17 protein-coding genes are annotated in these 16,256 nt (G+C 68.9%); 13 read left to right on the top strand and 4 right to left on the bottom strand.

Features of this window, described 5'->3' with window-relative positions; translation table 11 throughout:
- Positions 1–7: 7 nt before the first annotated feature.
- Genes MNOD_RS14885 through MNOD_RS14905 form a run of 5 tightly spaced genes read left to right on the top strand, consistent with a single transcriptional unit; the run spans position 8 to position 5,302 of the window.
- Positions 8–241: a DUF1427 family protein gene (locus tag MNOD_RS14885; RefSeq protein ID WP_015929742.1), complete on the top strand. Its 234-nt coding sequence runs from the start codon at positions 8–10 to the stop codon at positions 239–241.
- Positions 242–281: 40 nt separating this feature from the next.
- On the top strand, positions 282–2,171 hold the full coding sequence (locus MNOD_RS14890) for an amidohydrolase (protein WP_015929743.1): 1,890 nt from the start codon (positions 282–284) through the stop codon (positions 2,169–2,171).
- Positions 2,172–2,212: 41 nt separating this feature from the next.
- Positions 2,213–3,109, top strand: a complete 897-nt coding sequence (locus MNOD_RS14895; protein ID WP_043751271.1) for a VOC family protein — start codon at positions 2,213–2,215, stop codon at positions 3,107–3,109.
- Complete coding sequence (locus MNOD_RS14900) at positions 3,106–4,572, top strand: alginate export family protein (RefSeq protein ID WP_015929745.1); 1,467 nt, start codon at positions 3,106–3,108, stop codon at positions 4,570–4,572. Before MNOD_RS14895 ends, MNOD_RS14900 begins: the two co-directional genes overlap by 4 nt.
- Before the next feature lie 52 nt (positions 4,573–4,624).
- Entirely contained in the window at positions 4,625–5,302 is a 678-nt protein-coding gene (locus tag MNOD_RS14905) for a YoaK family protein (protein WP_015929746.1), read from the top strand.
- A gap of 73 nt (positions 5,303–5,375) precedes the next feature.
- On the opposite strand, the gene MNOD_RS46590 is transcribed toward MNOD_RS14905, so the two are convergent.
- Entirely contained in the window at positions 5,376–6,056 is a 681-nt protein-coding gene (locus MNOD_RS46590; protein WP_157091470.1) for a substrate-binding domain-containing protein, read from the bottom strand.
- 58 nt (positions 6,057–6,114) lie between these two features.
- Here MNOD_RS46590 and MNOD_RS14910 point away from each other — a divergent pair, with 58 nt between their 5' ends.
- The gene (locus MNOD_RS14910; protein WP_015929747.1) at positions 6,115–7,584 is read left to right on the top strand and encodes a short-chain fatty acid transporter; all 1,470 of its coding nucleotides are present in this window, start codon (positions 6,115–6,117) and stop codon (positions 7,582–7,584) included.
- Positions 7,585–7,756: 172 nt separating this feature from the next.
- Here MNOD_RS14910 and MNOD_RS14915 read toward each other — a convergent pair whose 3' ends face one another.
- Genes MNOD_RS14915 through madL form a run of 3 tightly spaced genes read right to left on the bottom strand, consistent with a single transcriptional unit; the run spans position 7,757 to position 9,698 of the window.
- Positions 7,757–8,425 carry a GntR family transcriptional regulator gene (locus tag MNOD_RS14915; RefSeq protein ID WP_015929748.1) on the bottom strand — a complete coding sequence of 223 codons (669 nt, stop codon included), beginning with the start codon at positions 8,423–8,425 and terminating at the stop codon, positions 7,757–7,759.
- A gap of 56 nt (positions 8,426–8,481) precedes the next feature.
- Entirely contained in the window at positions 8,482–9,246 is a 765-nt protein-coding gene (gene madM / locus MNOD_RS14920) for a malonate transporter subunit MadM (protein WP_015929749.1), read from the bottom strand.
- Positions 9,247–9,251: 5 nt separating this feature from the next.
- A complete protein-coding gene (gene madL / locus MNOD_RS14925) occupies positions 9,252–9,698 on the bottom strand; it encodes a malonate transporter subunit MadL (RefSeq protein ID WP_015929750.1) in 447 nt (148 codons plus the stop codon).
- A gap of 249 nt (positions 9,699–9,947) precedes the next feature.
- Between madL and mdcA the strand changes: the two genes are divergently transcribed.
- Genes mdcA through MNOD_RS14960 form a run of 7 tightly spaced genes read left to right on the top strand, consistent with a single transcriptional unit; the run spans position 9,948 to position 15,969 of the window.
- The gene (gene mdcA, locus MNOD_RS14930) at positions 9,948–11,594 is read left to right on the top strand and encodes a malonate decarboxylase subunit alpha (protein ID WP_015929751.1); all 1,647 of its coding nucleotides are present in this window, start codon (positions 9,948–9,950) and stop codon (positions 11,592–11,594) included.
- A 12-nt stretch (positions 11,595–11,606) separates the two neighbouring features.
- A complete protein-coding gene (gene mdcC, locus MNOD_RS14935; protein WP_015929752.1) occupies positions 11,607–11,915 on the top strand; it encodes a malonate decarboxylase acyl carrier protein in 309 nt (102 codons plus the stop codon).
- A 1-nt stretch (position 11,916) separates the two neighbouring features.
- Positions 11,917–12,837, top strand: coding sequence for a biotin-independent malonate decarboxylase subunit beta (locus tag MNOD_RS14940; RefSeq protein ID WP_015929753.1), 921 nt, complete (start codon positions 11,917–11,919; stop codon positions 12,835–12,837).
- The gene (mdcE, locus tag MNOD_RS14945; RefSeq protein ID WP_015929754.1) at positions 12,824–13,540 is read left to right on the top strand and encodes a biotin-independent malonate decarboxylase subunit gamma; all 717 of its coding nucleotides are present in this window, start codon (positions 12,824–12,826) and stop codon (positions 13,538–13,540) included. Before MNOD_RS14940 ends, mdcE begins: the two co-directional genes overlap by 14 nt.
- Positions 13,533–14,189, top strand: coding sequence for a malonate decarboxylase holo-[acyl-carrier-protein] synthase (gene mdcG, locus MNOD_RS14950; protein ID WP_015929755.1), 657 nt, complete (start codon positions 13,533–13,535; stop codon positions 14,187–14,189). The genes mdcE and mdcG overlap by 8 nt, the downstream gene beginning before the upstream one ends.
- The gene (gene mdcB / locus MNOD_RS14955; RefSeq protein WP_015929756.1) at positions 14,186–15,049 is read left to right on the top strand and encodes a triphosphoribosyl-dephospho-CoA synthase MdcB; all 864 of its coding nucleotides are present in this window, start codon (positions 14,186–14,188) and stop codon (positions 15,047–15,049) included. The genes mdcG and mdcB overlap by 4 nt, the downstream gene beginning before the upstream one ends.
- Entirely contained in the window at positions 15,046–15,969 is a 924-nt protein-coding gene (locus MNOD_RS14960; RefSeq protein WP_015929757.1) for an acyltransferase domain-containing protein, read from the top strand. The genes mdcB and MNOD_RS14960 overlap by 4 nt, the downstream gene beginning before the upstream one ends.
- Positions 15,970–16,256: the final 287 nt, after the last annotated feature.

Raw genomic sequence — 16,256 nt, forward strand, 5'->3', positions numbered from 1 at the left:
CCTTGCGATGCTTCCTTACCTCCTCTCCCTCGGCGCCGGCCTCGCGGTCGGCGCCGCCTACGGGCTGATCGGCGTGAAATCGCCGGCGCCGCCGATCATCGCCCTGGTCGGCCTGCTCGGCATCCTCGGCGGCGAGATGGCCGTCGCCTACTGGCGCGGCCACCCGGCCGTCCTGTCGAGCCTCCTCCACCGCAAGAGCTTCGCGGTGGAGCGGACGCAGCCCCCGGCGCCTCCGGTCTGAGGGCGCTCACCTCGACCATCCGTTCCAACAAGGAGCTTCGATGAGCCCAAAAGCTCACCCCGACCTGATCCTGCGCGGCGGCCTCGTCACCACCCTCGACACCGCGAACCCAGCCGCCACAGCGGTCGCGATCGCGGACGGTGTCTTCACGGCGGTTGGATCCGATGCCGAGGTGATGGCGCTCGCCGGGTCGGACACGCGGGTCATCGATCTGAAGGGGCGCCGGGTCCTCCCCGGCCTCATCGACAACCACCTGCACCTCATTCGGGGCGGGCTCAACTTCAACATGGAGCTGCGCTGGGATGGGGTGCGCTCGCTCGCCGACGCGATGTCCATGCTGAAGCGGCAGGCGGCGGTGACACCGCCGCCGCAATGGGTGCGCGTGGTCGGCGGCTTCACCGAGCATCAATTCGCCGAGAAGCGCCTGCCGACTATCGAGGAGCTGAACGCGGTCGCGCCCGAGACCCCGGTCTTCCTGCTGCACCTCTACGATCGCGCCCTGCTCAACGCGGCGGCGCTGCGGGCTGTCGGCTACACCAAGGACACGCCCGAACCGCCGGGCGGCGCGATCATGCGCGACGCGGCCGGCAACCCGACCGGGCTGCTCCTGGCCAAGCCCAACGCCGCGATCCTCTACGCGACGCTGGCCAAGGGGCCGAAGCTGCCGTTCGAATACCAGGTCAACTCGACCCGCCACTTCATGCGCGAGCTCAACCGGCTCGGCGTGACCGGTGCGATCGACGCCGGCGGCGGCTTCCAGAACTATCCCGACGACTATGCCGTCATCCAGAAGCTCGCCGATGACGGGCAACTCACGATCCGCCTCGCCTACAACCTCTTCACGCAGAAGCCGAAGGCCGAAAAAGAGGATTTTCTCGCCTGGACCCAATCGTCCCGCTACAAGCAGGGCGACGATTACTTCCGCCACAACGGGGCGGGCGAGATGCTGGTGTTCTCGGCGGCCGACTTCGAGGATTTCCGCCAGCCCCGTCCCGACATGGTCCCCGAGATGGAGGGCGAGCTCGAAGGCGTCGTGCGCGTGCTCGCCGAGAACCGCTGGCCCTGGCGGCTGCACGCCACCTACGACGAGACTATCAGCCGGGCCCTCGACGTGTTCGAGCGCGTGAATCAGGACATCCCGCTCGAAGGCCTGAACTGGTTCTTCGACCATGCCGAGACGATCTCGGAGGCCTCGATCGACCGCATCGCCGCGCTCGGCGGCGGCATCGCCGTCCAGCACCGGATGGCCTATCAGGGCGAGTACTTCGTCGAGCGCTACGGGCATGGCGCCGCCGCGGCGACGCCGCCGGTCGCCCGGATGCTGGAGAAGGGCGTCCCGGTCTCCGCCGGCACGGATGCGACGCGCGTCGCCTCGTACAACCCGTGGGTCTCCCTGTCCTGGCTGGTCACCGGCAGGACGGTGGGCGGGATGCAGCTCTACCCGCGCCGCAACTGCCTCGACCGTGAGACGGCGCTGCGGCTATGGACCGAGAAGGTGACCTGGTTCTCGAACGAGGAGGGCCGCAAGGGCCAGATCGCCGTGGGCCAGCTCGCCGACCTGATCGTTCCGGACCGCGACTACTTCGCCTGCGCCGAAGCCGAGATCGCGGACACGACCAGCGACCTGACGGTCGTGGGGGGCAAGGTGGTGTACGCCGCCGGGATCTTCGCTCCCCTCGACGAGAGTGCCCCTCCCCCGGCCATGCCGGACTGGTCGCCCGTCCGCACCTTCAGGGGCTACGGCGCCTGGGGCGAGCGTCCCGGCCCCGCCGAAGCGGTGCTCGCGCGCGAGGCGAGCGCGTCCTGCGGCTGCGCCAGCGCCTGCGGGCTGCACGGCCACGCCCACGCCACCGCGTGGTCGGCGAAGCTGCCGATAGCGGATCTCAAGAGCTTCTGGGGCGCTCTCGGCTGCGCCTGCTGGGCGGTCTGATGGCGGCCGCCCGTCACCGGAGCATGAGCCTGGAGGTCATCATGATGCGTTCACTCGCCGCAGCCGCAGCTCTGTGGGCCGCCCTCGCCGCCGTGGGTCCGGCGCAGGCTGGGGCCGAGGCGGCGGTCGCCGTCGCACCGCAATATGACACGACCCACGTCTACGTGGCGCCTGAGGATGTCGATCGCTTCGTGCAGAGCTTCATCGCCACCTTCGGCGGCCGCAGCACCAAGCAGGTTGTCGCGACCGTGACGCCGACGCCCTCCAGCACCACCTCGCAGCTCATCCAGACGCCGGTCGGCACGGTCTCGCTGTTCGGCTTCACCACGCCGATCCCTTACCCGTTCGGAACCGAGCGGACCGGCTATCTCGTCACCGACATGGACGCGGCGATCAAGGCCGCGCGCGCGGCCGGCGCCGCCGTGATCGTCCAGACCTTCCCCGATCCGATCGGGCGCGACGCCGTCATCCAGTGGCCCGGCGGCGTCAACATGCAGTTCTACTGGCACACGACGAAGCCGGATTACGCGCCCTTCGCGACCGTGCCCGAGAACCGCGTCTACGTCTCGCCGGACAGTGTCGAGGCGTTCGTGGCGAGTTTCCGCACCTTCTCGCACGGCCGCGTGGTGTCGGACGACGCGAAGGCGCCCGGCATCGAGATCGGCCGCCCAAGCGACAGCTACCGGCGGCTGCGCCTCGCGTCCGACTTCGGCCGCATGACCGTTCTCGTGACGGACGGGCACCTGCCCTATCCGTACGGCCACGAGACGACAGGGTACGAGGTCGCCGACCTCGGAGCCACCCTTGCCAAGGCGAAGGCGGCCGGAGTGAGCGTGCTCGTCGAGCCCTATGCGGCTGGCGATCGGACTGCGGCCATCGTCCGGTTCCCCGGCGGGTACGTCGCGGAAATCCATCAGCTCGGCGCGAAGGCGCCGTGACTGACGCCTCCGGTGTGCGTCCGCAATCGAACGGCGCAGGCGACCGCGCGCGTAGACGGGCCGGCCGGGTGCGGGCGCTCGCGCTCTGCGCTGGCCTATGCCTGTCGCCCTGCGGCCTTCGGGCTGAGGAGACCCCGGCCGGCCCGGCGGACCGGCCGGTGCCGAAGACGAACCGCTGGGCCGAAGACTGGTCGGCCCTGCGCGATCCGGCGCTGCGCACGCAACCCTTCGACGACCTGAAATACATCCCGCTTCTCGCCACCGATCCGCAAAGCTACCTGTCCCTGGGGCTGACCCTGCGCGAGCGCTTCGAGAGCAACCGGACGCCCGGCTTCGGCGTGGGCGGGGTCCGCGGCGACGCCTACTTGCTTCAGCGCCTCCAGATCCACCTCGACGCGCGGCTGAGCGAGAACTGGCAGATCTTCGCGCAGGTCGAAGATGCCCGAGCCTTTGACAAGCGCACCATCACCTCCGTCGACGAGAACATCCTCGACCTGCGCCTCGCCTTCCTGTCCTACAGCCGCACCGTCGAGAGCGGGACCTTCAAGGCGCGGGCCGGACGCCAGGACTTCGCCTTCGACCTGCAGCGCTTCGTGTCGTCGCGCGACGGCCCGAACGTGCGCCAATCCTTCGACGCGCTCTGGGCCGATTGGGAGACGGAGTCGTGGCGCCTGCTCGGCTTCATCAGCCAGCCGGTGCAGTACCGCTTCGCCGAGCCCTTCGACGACTTTTCGAACCGCGGTCTGCGCTTCAGCACCCTGCGGGTCGAGCGCAAGGTGCTCGGGGACAACGAGCTCTCCGCCTACTGGGGCCTCTACCAGCGCGACGGGGCCCGCTTCCTCGATGCCGGCGGCAACGAGGCGCGCCATGTCTTCGACGTGCGGTTCGCGGGAGCGGCGGACGGCTTCGACTGGGACCTGGAGGCGATGGGCCAGCTTGGCCGCGTGGGCTCGTCCGCCATCCGGGCCTGGGCCGTCGGCAGCCGGGTCGGCTACACCTTCGCCAGCCTCCCCTTGCAGCCGCGGCTCGGCCTACAGGCTGACGCGGCCTCCGGCGACCGCCGCCGGGACGACGCGACCCTCGGCACCTTCAACCCGCTCTTCCCGAACGGCTACTACTTCACGCTCGCCGGCTACACGGGCTACGCCAACCTCCTCCACCTGAAACCCTCGCTCACCATACGTCCCGTCGCGGGGCTCGCGGTCACGGCCGCGCTCGGCCTGCAATGGCGCGAGACGACCGCCGACGCGGTCTACGTCCAGCCGAGCAATCCCGTGCCGGGCACCGCCGGGCGCGGGCATCCCTGGACGGGCGCCTATGGTCAATTGCGGGCTGACTACGTCTTCGCTCCCGGCCTGACCGGTGCCGTTGAGGCAGTGCGCTTCGCGGCCGGCGACACGATCCGCGAGGCCGGCGGCAAGGACGCCACCTATCTCGGCCTCGAACTGCGCTACGCATGGTGAGCCGGCCCGGCGCGCCGCTGCACTTCCTCCCCCGAATGGATCACTGCCACTCATGAGACCATCGCTCGCCCAGTTGCTGAGCTTCGTCGGCGGCTACGTCGACACAGTCGGCTTCCTCGCCCTCCAGGGCTTGTTTACCGCTCACGTCACCGGGAACTTCGTCACCTTCGGCGCCGCGCTGGTGCACGGCGCCGCGGGCGCATGGGCCAAGCTTCTCGCCCTGCCAGTGTTCTGCATTGCGGTGCTCCTGACCCGGCTCGCCAGTCATCGCCTGGAGCGCGCGGGGCGGCCCGTTCTGTGCATCCTGCTCTGGGCGCAACTCGCTTTCCTCGCGATCGGTGCGGCGCTCGCCGTCACGCTCGGGCCCTTCGCAAACGCCGACCGCATCGACGCGCTCCTCACGGGCATGGTGCTCGTCGTCGCGATGGCGATCCAGAACACCGCCCACCGCGCCCACTTGGCCGACGCTCCGCCATCGACGCTGATGACCGGCACAACGACGCAGATCATGATCGACTTGGCCGACCTGCTCCGTGGCCTGCCGACCGATCATCCGGCCCGCCGACGCATCGCCCGCATGGCGGCGGCCGTCGCCGCCTTCGCCTTCGGCTGCGGGCTGGCGGCCCTGCTCTACTATCTGGTTGGCCTCTCCGCGGTCGCGCTCGCGCCCGTGGTCATTCTCGCCGCCGTCGCAGATCCCGGCGTGACCCGCCTCGCACCGGCTCCCTGACGAGCGACCTCGCCAAGACGTCCAACACAATGCGCGATTCCGAAAGACAACGGCGCGCGAGGCTCGCAGATCATCACCGATGGGCGCCGCTACCTTGCACGGACCGGTTCGCACCCCGGCTCTGTAAAGGATCGGCCGGTGCTGTCACGGGAACCGGGATGCGGTCGCAGGAACGGCAGGACCCGCCCAAGTTTTTTTTCAGCAATACACTGGCTATGTAACTGCCGCTCGCGCCTTCCGAATGCCCGATCGACTGCGCATCCAGCAAAGCCTTGCGCAGCGCCGGAACAGTGGCGATCTCCGGCTGAGGATGTCCTTTCTTCACCGCGATGCCGATTTTCGAGACTGCGACACCCTTGCGGTCCAACGGTTTGAAATATCCTCCCGTGATCAGCTCATTCATGCCGTTGTTGACCATGATCAATAAGTCGACGCGCTCGCCGTTCCGGATCCGCACTTGGCTCGCTTCAGGCGAGTCAGGATGCCGGTGGTCAGAATCTTGAGTTCCGCCGCATCGGCGCCGCACGTAAAGGACACCAAGCTGCCGATGATCATAAGGGCCGCTTTGCATCGACAAAACATCACTTTCTTCCTCCACCGTCATACGAAATCCGATTGATTGCTCGGCGATTGCCGTCGCCATCGCCGAGAGATCGGTTCGGACTACGAGACCATCCGCAAAAACCGATACGCGGGCAAAAACCAGCACGCGGGTGTCATCGCGCCGCCCGCACCGGACTTGAGCGCGCAGCACCGTACGCCATTATCCCTTCGACAAGGCTGGTCATGAGAGCCGGCTCAGGAGAACGCTCATGCCGACGCTGCCGGGCGATGCCAGCCGATCCTCAGACATTCAATCGGTCGACCGAAAAGCCGATGCCACAGGTGCCCTCGCACGGCTCGGCATTCGCTTCACCGCCTGGGCCGAGCGCTGGTTCCCAGACGCCTTCATCTTCGTCGCGATCGCGGTGGTAATCGTGGCGCTCGGCGCCCTGGCGAACGGGGCCCCGGTTTCTTCCGTCGCCAAGACCTTCGGGGACGGCTTCTGGAGCCTCATCCCGTTCACGATGCAGATGGCCTTCGTGACGATCGGCGGCTATGTCGTCGCCACCTCGCCACCGGTCCAAGCGTTGATCGACCGCCTCGCCAGGATCCCGCGGACGGGGCGCGGGGCGGTGGGCCTCGTGGCCACGGCGACCATGCTCTCGTCCTTCCTCAGCTGGGGCCTCAGCCTCATCTTCGGCGGCCTGCTCGCTCGGGCGCTGGCCCGCCGGCCGGAGCTGAGCATGGACTACCGGGCCGCCGGGGCCGCGGCCTATCTCGGCCTGGGTGCGACCTGGGCGATGGGCCTGAGTTCCTCGGCTGCCCAGCTCCAGGCCAATCCGAAAAGCCTGCCGCCGAACCTTTTGCCGATCACCGGGGTGATCCCCTTCAGCGAGACGATCTTCCTCTGGCAGTCCCTTCTGGTGGCCACAATCCTGTTCGTGATCTCGGTCATGATCGCCTACGCGTCGGCCCCAACGCCTGTCAGCGCCGTCACCGCGCAGGATCTCGGCGTGGACGTCTCGGCCAAGCAGGAGAGACTCGATCCGCCAGCTCAGCCCGGAGAGAAGCTGGAGCATTGGCCGCTCCTGAACATCCTCCTTGTCATCATTGCCGGCGGCTGGATCTGGCAGGAATTCGCGCGGCAATCGTGGATTGTCGCGATCTCGAACCTGAACACCTACAATCTGCTGTTCCTGACCCTCGGCCTGCTGCTTCACTGGCGCCCGAAGCGGTTCCTGATCGCCGTTGCGAAAGCGGTCCCGGCGACCGCCGGGGTTCTGATCCAGTTCCCCCTCTACGCCTCGATCAGCGCGATCCTCACGGGGGCTAAGAACGCCTCGGGCCAAACGCTGTCGGAGGTGATCAGCCACGCCTTCGTCAGCTTCAACACAACAGGCAGCTTCCCGCTCTCGATGGGCGGCTACTCGGCGGTGCTCGGCTTCTTTGTACCCTCGGGCGGCGGCAAGTGGCTGCTGGAGGCGCCCTACGTGATGCAGGCCGCCAACGAGTTGAAGGTGCATCTCGGCTGGGCCGTGATGATCTACAACGCGGCCGAGGCGCTGCCGAACCTGATCAACCCGTTCTGGATGCTGCCGCTGCTCGGCATCCTCGGGCTCAAGGCCCGCGACATCGTCGGCTTCAGCTTCCTGCAGCTTCTCGTCCACCTGCCGGTGGTGCTGTTCCTGCTCTGGGCACTCGCATTCACGCTGACCTACCACCCGCCAGTGATGCCCTGAGGGGGCAAACATCTTGAGAACGGCGCTCTCACCGTCAGCAGCGGCCGCCCTCGTCCCGGACGAGGCGTCCGTGATGATCGGGGGCTTCATGGGCGTCGGCTCGGGGCCTGCCGCAAATGCTGACTGAGTGTGCCAAGTGTCGGCTACTGTACAGTCCCACCGAGTGTCATCGTCACTCACTTGTATGCTCGGCGACGTATCGGCCAAGCGCGCTCGCCGCATTGAGCATGTGAGCGCGCATGCGCCGCGCCGCTGCGTCGCCATCGCCTTCGGCGATCGCTTTCAGGATCTCCCCGTGCTCGGCCCGCGAGCGGCGAATGCGCTCGCCGTGGCGCAATTGCGTGCGACGGAACGCTGACAGACGAGCCCGAATGGTCAGCGCCTGCTCGGCCATGAAGCTGTTGTGGGTCGCACGGTACAACGCCTCGTGAAACGCACGATTGAGAGCGTCGTAGGCATCGAAGTCGCTCGCCTCGACGGGCCCGGCCGATTGTTCGTGCAGGTCCATCAGGGCGCTGAGTTCCAGCGGCGTGATCCGGTAGGTGGCGAGCCTCACGCACATCGCCTCGAACTCCGCCGTGGTCTCGAACATCTCCATGATCCGCTCGGGCGTCATCCGGGTGACGACGACGCCGCGCCGCGGTCGCACCTCGACGAGGCCACTGGACGCCAGCTGACGCAGCGCCTCGCGGACGGGGGTCCGCGAGGCGCCGAAGCGATCTGCGAGTTCCTGCTCGTCAAGGGAGACGCCTGCGGCAAGGGCACCCGACGCGATCTCGTCCGTCAGCGCATTGCGGATGTGATCGGAAAGGAGACCTCGCCCTTCGACACTGCCGTCCATCTCGTCATCGTCTCCTTTGGCGTCGGCCGCGCCCTCCGTCCGAGGTCCCGGCCGTGTCATGCCACGATCGCGCGCACGATGAGAAAGAACAATGATGGGCCGACGAGGCACCCGATGCCGGTGTGGAATGTCGCCGTCAACGCCCCGTACGGGACGAGCTTCGGATCGGTTGCGGCGAGCCCGCCTGCGACACCACTCACCGTGCCCATCAGACCGCCATAGGCCATCGCCGAGCGCGGGTTATCGAGGCCGATCAGCCGGGCGACCAGGGGCGTACCCACCATCACCATCACGGCCTTGGTGACGCCCGTGGCGATCGAGAGCGCCATGACCGTCGAGTCGGCACCCAGTGCTGCTCCCGTGACCGGACCAACGATGTAGGTGATCGCGCCGGCGCCGATCGTCGTGATCGACACGGCATCATGATAGCCGAAGGCGAAAGCCGTCAGCGTTCCGACGATGAAGGGCAGCACCGTGCCGAGCGCCAGGGCGACGACGCCCAGGATGCCCGCGCGACGCGCCTCGATGACGTCCACCTCGAACGCGGTGGCCACGATGGCGAAGTCGCGCAGCATCGCGCCGCCCATCAGGCCGATGCCCGCCAAGGCCGGAATGTCGGCCAGGCCCTTCTTTCCTCCTGTGATGCTTCCGCCGACATAGGCCAGCACGAGGCCGAGCACGATGGCGATCGCGGAGCCATGAACCCGGCCGTGGGTCAGGCGCTTTCCGATGATGTTCGAGATCAGCATCAGGCCGCCGATGACCGCAAAGGCTGCCACGAGGCTCTGCTCGACGAAGACGTGTTCCATCATGTGCAGCATGGCGGCTACCTCCGGACCGTGGTGGGATAGGGAGCTTCATCAGTATCGCCGGAGATAACTGCGCCTCCATGCTCGACCTCGGCGCTGATCTTGGCTGACCTCCCGCCGATCCGACCGAGCAGAGCCGTCGCGGCGAAACACAGAAGGACCGTTCCAACCGCCGCGATGATGACGATCGGGCCGCCGCTGACCGCAGCGACGACGTTCTGCTGCGCGGCCATGGCAACCACGATCGGGATGTACATGGTCGCCCAGAACTCGACCCCGAGTTGGGTGGCGTGGCTGAGCCGGCCGCGACGCACCATCCAGACCCGGGCGGCGATCAGCAGCATCATGGCGAGGCCAACGCCGCCGACATTGGCCTTCACGTTGAGCAGGATCCCGAGCAGGTCGCCCAGGAACACCCCGACCAGGGTGCAGAGCGCGAGGAGCGCGACGCCGAGGATCGTCATCGGCCGCCCTCCGATCGCATTCCAGCAAGCAAGCGTCGATTGCCCGGTTCGGGCACTGCGTATGCGGCCGCCATGCGGCGTCTCCTTCCTGTGTCCGTTTGTTCGTTTTGAGGCGCCTACCGTATACACGGTATTGACGAACGCGCAATAAGGAATACAAAGAGGCCAAATCAACGGCCCTGTGAATACCGTCACGGTTGTAGCCGGGCTGTGTGCATACTCAGGGCGGGACAGCAAGGAGCGGACCGGATGAGCGGCTGGCGTCAGGAACGGGCGGCCCGCGAGGCGCGGATCGAGGCGGGCCGAGCCCATGCCTCAGGCAAGGTCGTCGCCGCCGAGAATGCGGTCGATCTTCTCGAAGCGATTCTTCGGCCGGGCGACCGGGTCTGCCTGGAGGGTGACAACCAAAAGCAGGCCGATTGCCTGGCCCGAGCGTTGAGCCAGTGCGATCCGGCTCGCGTGCACGACTTGCACATGGTGCAATCCGGCATCGTGCTTCCGGAGCACCTCGACATCTTCGAGCAGGGGATCGCGAGGCGCCTCGACTACTCGTATTCGGGACCGCAGGGGGGGCGCATCGCCCGGATGCTCTATGGCGGGCAGATCGAGCTCGGGGCGGTGCACACCTACCTCGAGCTGTTCGCCCGCTATTTCGTGGATCTGACGCCCAACGTGGCGCTGATCGCGGGCGTCTCGGCCGACCGGGACGGCAACCTGTATACGGGGCCCAACACCGAGGACACGCCGACGGTCGTCGAGGCCACCGCCTTCAAGAACGGTGTCGTGGTGGCGCAGGTCAACGAGATCGTCGAGCGCGTGCCCCGCGTCGACATCCCGGGCGACCGGGTCGACTTCGTGGTCGCGGCCGACCAGCCCTTCTACGTCGAGCCCCTGTTCACCCGCGATCCGGCCGCGATGACCGAGACGCAGATCCTGATGGCCATGATGGCGATCAAGGGGATCTACGCCGAGTACGGCATCCGCCGCCTCAATCACGGCATCGGCTTCGGCACGGCGGCCATCGAACTCCTGCTGCCGACCTACGCCGAGCGCCTTGGCCTGAAGGGCAGGATCGCCACCCACTGGGCGCTCAACCCGCACCCGACCCTGATCCCGGCCATCGAGTCGGGATGGGTGCAGCAGATCCACTGCTTCGGCTCGGAGGTCGGCATGGACCGCTACATCCGCGAGCGGCCGGACATCTTCTTCACGGGCGCCGACGGTTCGCTGCGCTCCAACCGGGCCTTCTGCCAGACGGCGGGTCTCTATGCCTGCGACCTCTTCATCGGCTCGACGCTGCAGATCGACCTGATGGGCCATTCCTCGACGGTCACGCAGTCGCGCGTGGCGGGGTTCGGCGGTGCACCCAACATGGGCTCGGACCCGCACGGGCGGCGTCACCCCTCCGACACCTGGATGAAGGCGGGCCGGGAGGCGCAAGGGACGGGCGATCCGGCCCTGATGCGCGGGCGCAAGCTCGTGGTGCAGATCGTCGAGACCTTCGGGGACAAACTCGTCCCGGCCTTCGTCGAGAAGCTCGACGCGCTGGAATTCGCGAGGAAGCTCGGGCTCGAGCTCGCCCCCGTGATGGTCTACGCCGACGACGTTACTCACATCGTCACGGAGGAGGGCATCGCCAATCTCCTCCTGTGCCGCACCGCCGATGAGCGCGAGCAGGCGATCCGCGGGGTCGCAGGCTACACGGAGGTCGGCCGCGGGCGCGACCGGGCCATGGTCGAGCGCCTGCGCGAGCGCGGCATCGTGCGCCGCCCGGAGGATCTCGGCATCGAGCCCCTCGACGCCGATCGCTCACTGCTCGCGGCCAAGTCGATCAAGGATCTCGTGCACTGGTCGGGCGGACTCTACGAGCCGCCGGCCAAGTTCCGGAACTGGTGAGAGGCCGCCGCGATGGAAAAGCTGAGCTTCCAACATACCACCCGCAAATCCCTGCCGGGAGCGAGAGCGCAGGCCATCACCGGCGTGGTGGCGTCCGGCAACCTCGAAGTGCTGCTGGAGCGCGTGCTCCCGCCCACCGCCTGCACGGTCGAGATCGAGACCTCGATCCACGGCTTCGGCGATGTCTGGGAGGCCGTGGTGGCCGACTTCGTCGCTCGCGCCCAGCCCGGCGGTCTTCGCATCACCATCAACGATGGGGGCGCGCGCCCCGACACCGTGTCCCTGCGCCTCCTTCAGGGCGCCCGGCTGATGGAGGTCTGACGTGAGCGACCGGATCACCGACCCCGCCGTCACGAGCTGGTACGAGGCGAGCGCCCGCACCCGCATCGACGGCCTCCTGGACGCGGGCAGCTTCCGGGAGTTCATCGGCCCCGAGCAGCGCCGGATGAGCCCGCACCTGCCGCTGTTCGACCTGCCGCGCGCCTTCGACGACGGCATGATCGTGGGAGAGGGCCGCCTCGATGGCCGGCCCGTTCTCGTCGCCGCCCAGGAGGGCCGCTTCATGGGCGGCGCCTTCGGCGAGGTGCACGGCGCCAAGCTCATCGGCCTGCTGCGCGCAGCCCGGGAGCGCAAGCTGGCCGCGGTGCTGATCCTGTTCGACTCCGGCGGCGTGCGCCTGCAGGAGGCCAATGCCGGCGAGACCGCCATCGCGGAGGTGATGCGGGCCATCACGCAGGTCCGCGCGAGCGGCGTGCCGGTGATCGGCCTAATCGGCGGGCGCGCGGGAGCCTATGGCGGCGGCGGCCTCATCGCGGGCACCTGCTCGCGGCTCGCCGTCTCCGAGGGCGGCCGCATCAGCGTCTCGGGGCCGGAGGTGATCGAGACCAACAAGGGGGCCGAGGAATTCGACTCCCGCGACCGTGCCCTCGTCTGGCGCACGATGGGCGGCAAGCACCGCCGCCTCACGGGGAGCGCGGACGCCTTCGTGGACGACACCATCGCGGCGTTCCGGCAAGCAGCCCTCGCGCTCATCGGGCGTGCGCCGGCCTTCGACCTCGCGACGCTGGACGCCGAGCAGGCGCGGCTGGAGGAGCGCCTCGCGCGTTTCGGCGACTGCCGGGACGCCACCGACATCTGGGCCCGGCTCGGGGTGAACGACCCGGCTGCGGTCCCGGCGATGACGACGGGCGACTTCGACGCCCTGGTTGCCAGCCTCGGAGAGACCACCCATGACGCTCGCTGAGATTTTGTCCTCGCTCTTTCCCGAGGGCCACGCCGTCACGGTGGCCGACGGTCTCATCAGCGGCGACGGCCCGTTCCGGGATGGCCGGCTCGCGGTGATCGGCGTCGACGGCAACACGCCGCTCGGCGTCGAGGGCGCCTGTCTTCTGTCCCGCTGCATCCTCGACATCGTGCGGGCGGGCGGCGCGACGCCGATCCTGGTGGCCATCGACTCCGATAGCCAGCGCATGAGCCGGCGCGACGAGCTCCTGGGACTGAACGAGTACCTCGCGCATCTCGCGAAGACGCTGCTCCTCGCCGATGCCGAGGGCCACCCGACCATCGGGCTGGTCTATGGCCACACGGCGGCCGGTGCTTTCATCGCCACGGCGCTTGCCACCCGCGTCCTCGTCGGCCTGCCGGGCGCAAACCCGAGCGTGATGGATCTGCCCTCCGTCGCCCGGGTCACGAAGCTGCCCCTCGACAAGCTGGAGGCGATGGCCAGGGACACGCCCGTCTTCGCGCCCGGTCTCGACAATATGGTGCAGACCGGCGCGGTCCAGGCCGTGCTGGACCCGGGCCGCCCCCTGGGCCCGCAGATCGCGGCCGTCCTCGACAGCATGCCCGCCGAGGACATCCGCGACCGCGTGGGGCGCGAGCGCGGCGGCCGGCCGGTGGCGCAGGAGATTGCCGCTCAGGTGATGCGGGACGTCGCTCTTGGCTGAGCTCTATCGGCGCCACGATCTCCTCGACGTGGATCCGGGGGCCTGGGCCGCCATGCTGGCCCAGCGTCCGGATCTCGACGGCGTGCCGCACGTGGCCGACTGGGCGCGGCACCGGCGTCCCGTCATCGTGCGCAGGCGCCATCCCGACGAGGAGCCGGGATCCGTGCCGGTCGGCCTGCCCTTGCCGCCGGCAGACGGCAAGCGCCGCATCGGCTTCGCCCTCCCGCCCGGCGCCGTCCGGCCGCGGCCGCCCGTGACCCTGTCCCAGGTCATCCGCGGCTGCCCCACGGCGTGGTCCCCGACGCTGGCGGGCGTGGTCGAGCTCGGTCGCCGCCACGGCCTCGTGCCGCGCCTCTTTGGCGGCCTGCTCTGGCAGAGCCTGACGGGCCTGACCTACCTCTCGGAGACGTCGGACCTCGACCTGCTCTGGCCCGTGGGTGCGCTCCCGCGCGATCTTCTCGCCGGCCTCGCGGCGATCGAGGCCCGGGCACCGATGCGCCTCGACGGCGAGATCCTGCTGCCCGATGGCGGCGGCGTGAACTGGCGCGAGCTGCACGCCGCAGCGCCCGAAGACACCGTACTGGTCAAGCACCTCGATCGCCTCGCCCTGCGCAAGGCCTCGTCTCTTCTGGCGGGACATCCCGAATGAGTGCGCTCCCGGCTCTGCAGCCGCGTCCGGCCGACGATGCCGAGACCTCGGCAATCGCCCGAACGATCGCGGAGCTTGCCACGGTGGCTCTGCGGCTCGAGCTCGAGACCTATCCGAAGCCCGGTCTCGTCAGCCATGTCGATCGCGGCAGCCATGCCGATATGGATGCGGGCACCTTCCGGGCGAGCGCCGCGGCGCTTCGGCCCTTCTTCGCCGATCTCGCGCTTGCCGGGGCGGCGGGCGCACCGATGCCAACCTTGCGCCGCATCGGCATCGACGCGGAAGCGGCGATGCGGGCCGCGACGGGCGGCGTGAACACGCATCGCGGTGCCATCTTCGGGCTCGGGCTCCTGTGCGCGGCGGCCGGGGCCATCCGGACCACCGCCGCCGGAACGCTGGGCGCCCTCGTGCGGGACCGTTACGCCGCCGCGATCCTTGACGGGCCTGTCCTGCTTCACGCGCCCGGCGCACGGGCGCGCCGGCGTCATGGCGTCGGCGGTGCGCCGGTCGAGGCGGCTTCAGGCTTCCCGACCCTCTACCGGGTCGGGCTGCCGGCCCTGCGCCGAGCCCGGCGGGTGCGCCCCGGCGAGGCGGAGGCGGCGCGGGTGGAAGCCTGCCTCGCCCTGATCGCGCATCTTGAGGACACCAACCTGCTGCACCGGGGAGGACCTGAGGGCTACGCCTTTGCGCGGGAACAGGCGGCCCGGTTCATCGCACAAGGAGGCGTCGCTCAGCCCGATTGGCGCGCTCGCGCAGAGGCGTTGCATCACGCCTTCGTGGCACGCAACCTGAGCCCCGGCGGCGCCGCAGACCTCCTCGCGATGACGCTGTTCGTGGATCGGATCGAGGCTGCGCCGTGACGCTCGCCGTGCTGCTCTCCGGCCAGGGCGGCCAGCATCCCGGCATGTTCGATCTCACCGCCGATCTGCCGGCCGCGCAGCACGTCTTCACGGCGGCCGAGGGGGTTCTCGGCGCCGACCCGCGCGAGCTCGTCCGGGCCGCGGGTCCTACCCTGCACGACAACCGCACCGGGCAGATCCTCTGCTGTGTCGCCGCGCTCGCCGGTTGGGCGATCGTCGAGGCAGCCCGCCCGGCCCGCGTGATCGTCGCGGGCTACAGCATCGGCGACCTAGCGGCCTGGGGCTGCGCGGGCCGCCTCGGCGCAGAGGCGGTCCTGCGGCTGGCGGCCGCGCGTGCCGAGGCCATGGACGAGGCGTCCGGCGAGGGGTTCGGGCTGGCCGGGATCCGAGGGCTCGGTCTCGCGGATATCCGTGTCATGGCTGAGAAACACGACTGCTTCCTCGCCATTCGCAATGCGGCCGACAGCGCCGTCGTCGGTGGCGCGAGCCGTGCTCTCGACGCACTCTGCAAGGAGGCCCGCGCGGCCGGTGCGCAGCGCGCCGTTATGCTGCCGGTGCGGACCCCCTCGCACACGCCACTGCTGGAGGTGGCGAGCCGGCGGTTCGAGGATGCTCTCGCCCGGGAAGGTCTACGGCATCCGCCACCCGGAGCACCGCGGCTCATCAGCGGCCTCGACGGCGCGCCGGTGTTCGATATGCGCGCGGGCCTCCACAAGCTGGCGCTTCAGATCTCGCGCACGATCGACTGGGCCGCCTGCCTGGAAGCCTGCCGCGAATATGGTGCGCAGACGGTGCTGGAACTCGGTCCGGGACACGCCCTCACGACCATGGCTCGTGACGCGATCCCCGAGGCACGGGTGCACGCTCTTGAGGAATTCCGCTCGGCGGATGGAGCGGCTGACTGGATCAGACACAGCTAAAAAGAGGGCTCCAACTGTGGCGAACTGCGTCCACGCCGCTTGCCCAGTGTGACCTCTGTCACCTCTTGTATGCCTCGCTCTCTAAAGCAAGCGGGTGCGGGCTCGCAGGCTGCGATCGATCACGGCGTACGAAGGCCCGCTGTCGCGCGGGACGCGCTGTCACTCTCCGCGCGGCAGTTAGGGAGTGTCGGCCCATGGCGCAAAGCCGAACGAGCAGATCGTGAATACGGGGCGCGGCCTCGCTGTTCAGGCTGCGATTCGCGGAGTGGCATGACCGCCTCGACGTG

This window comes from Methylobacterium nodulans ORS 2060 (assembly GCF_000022085.1).
Classification (GTDB): Bacteria; Pseudomonadota; Alphaproteobacteria; order Rhizobiales; family Beijerinckiaceae; genus Methylobacterium; species Methylobacterium nodulans.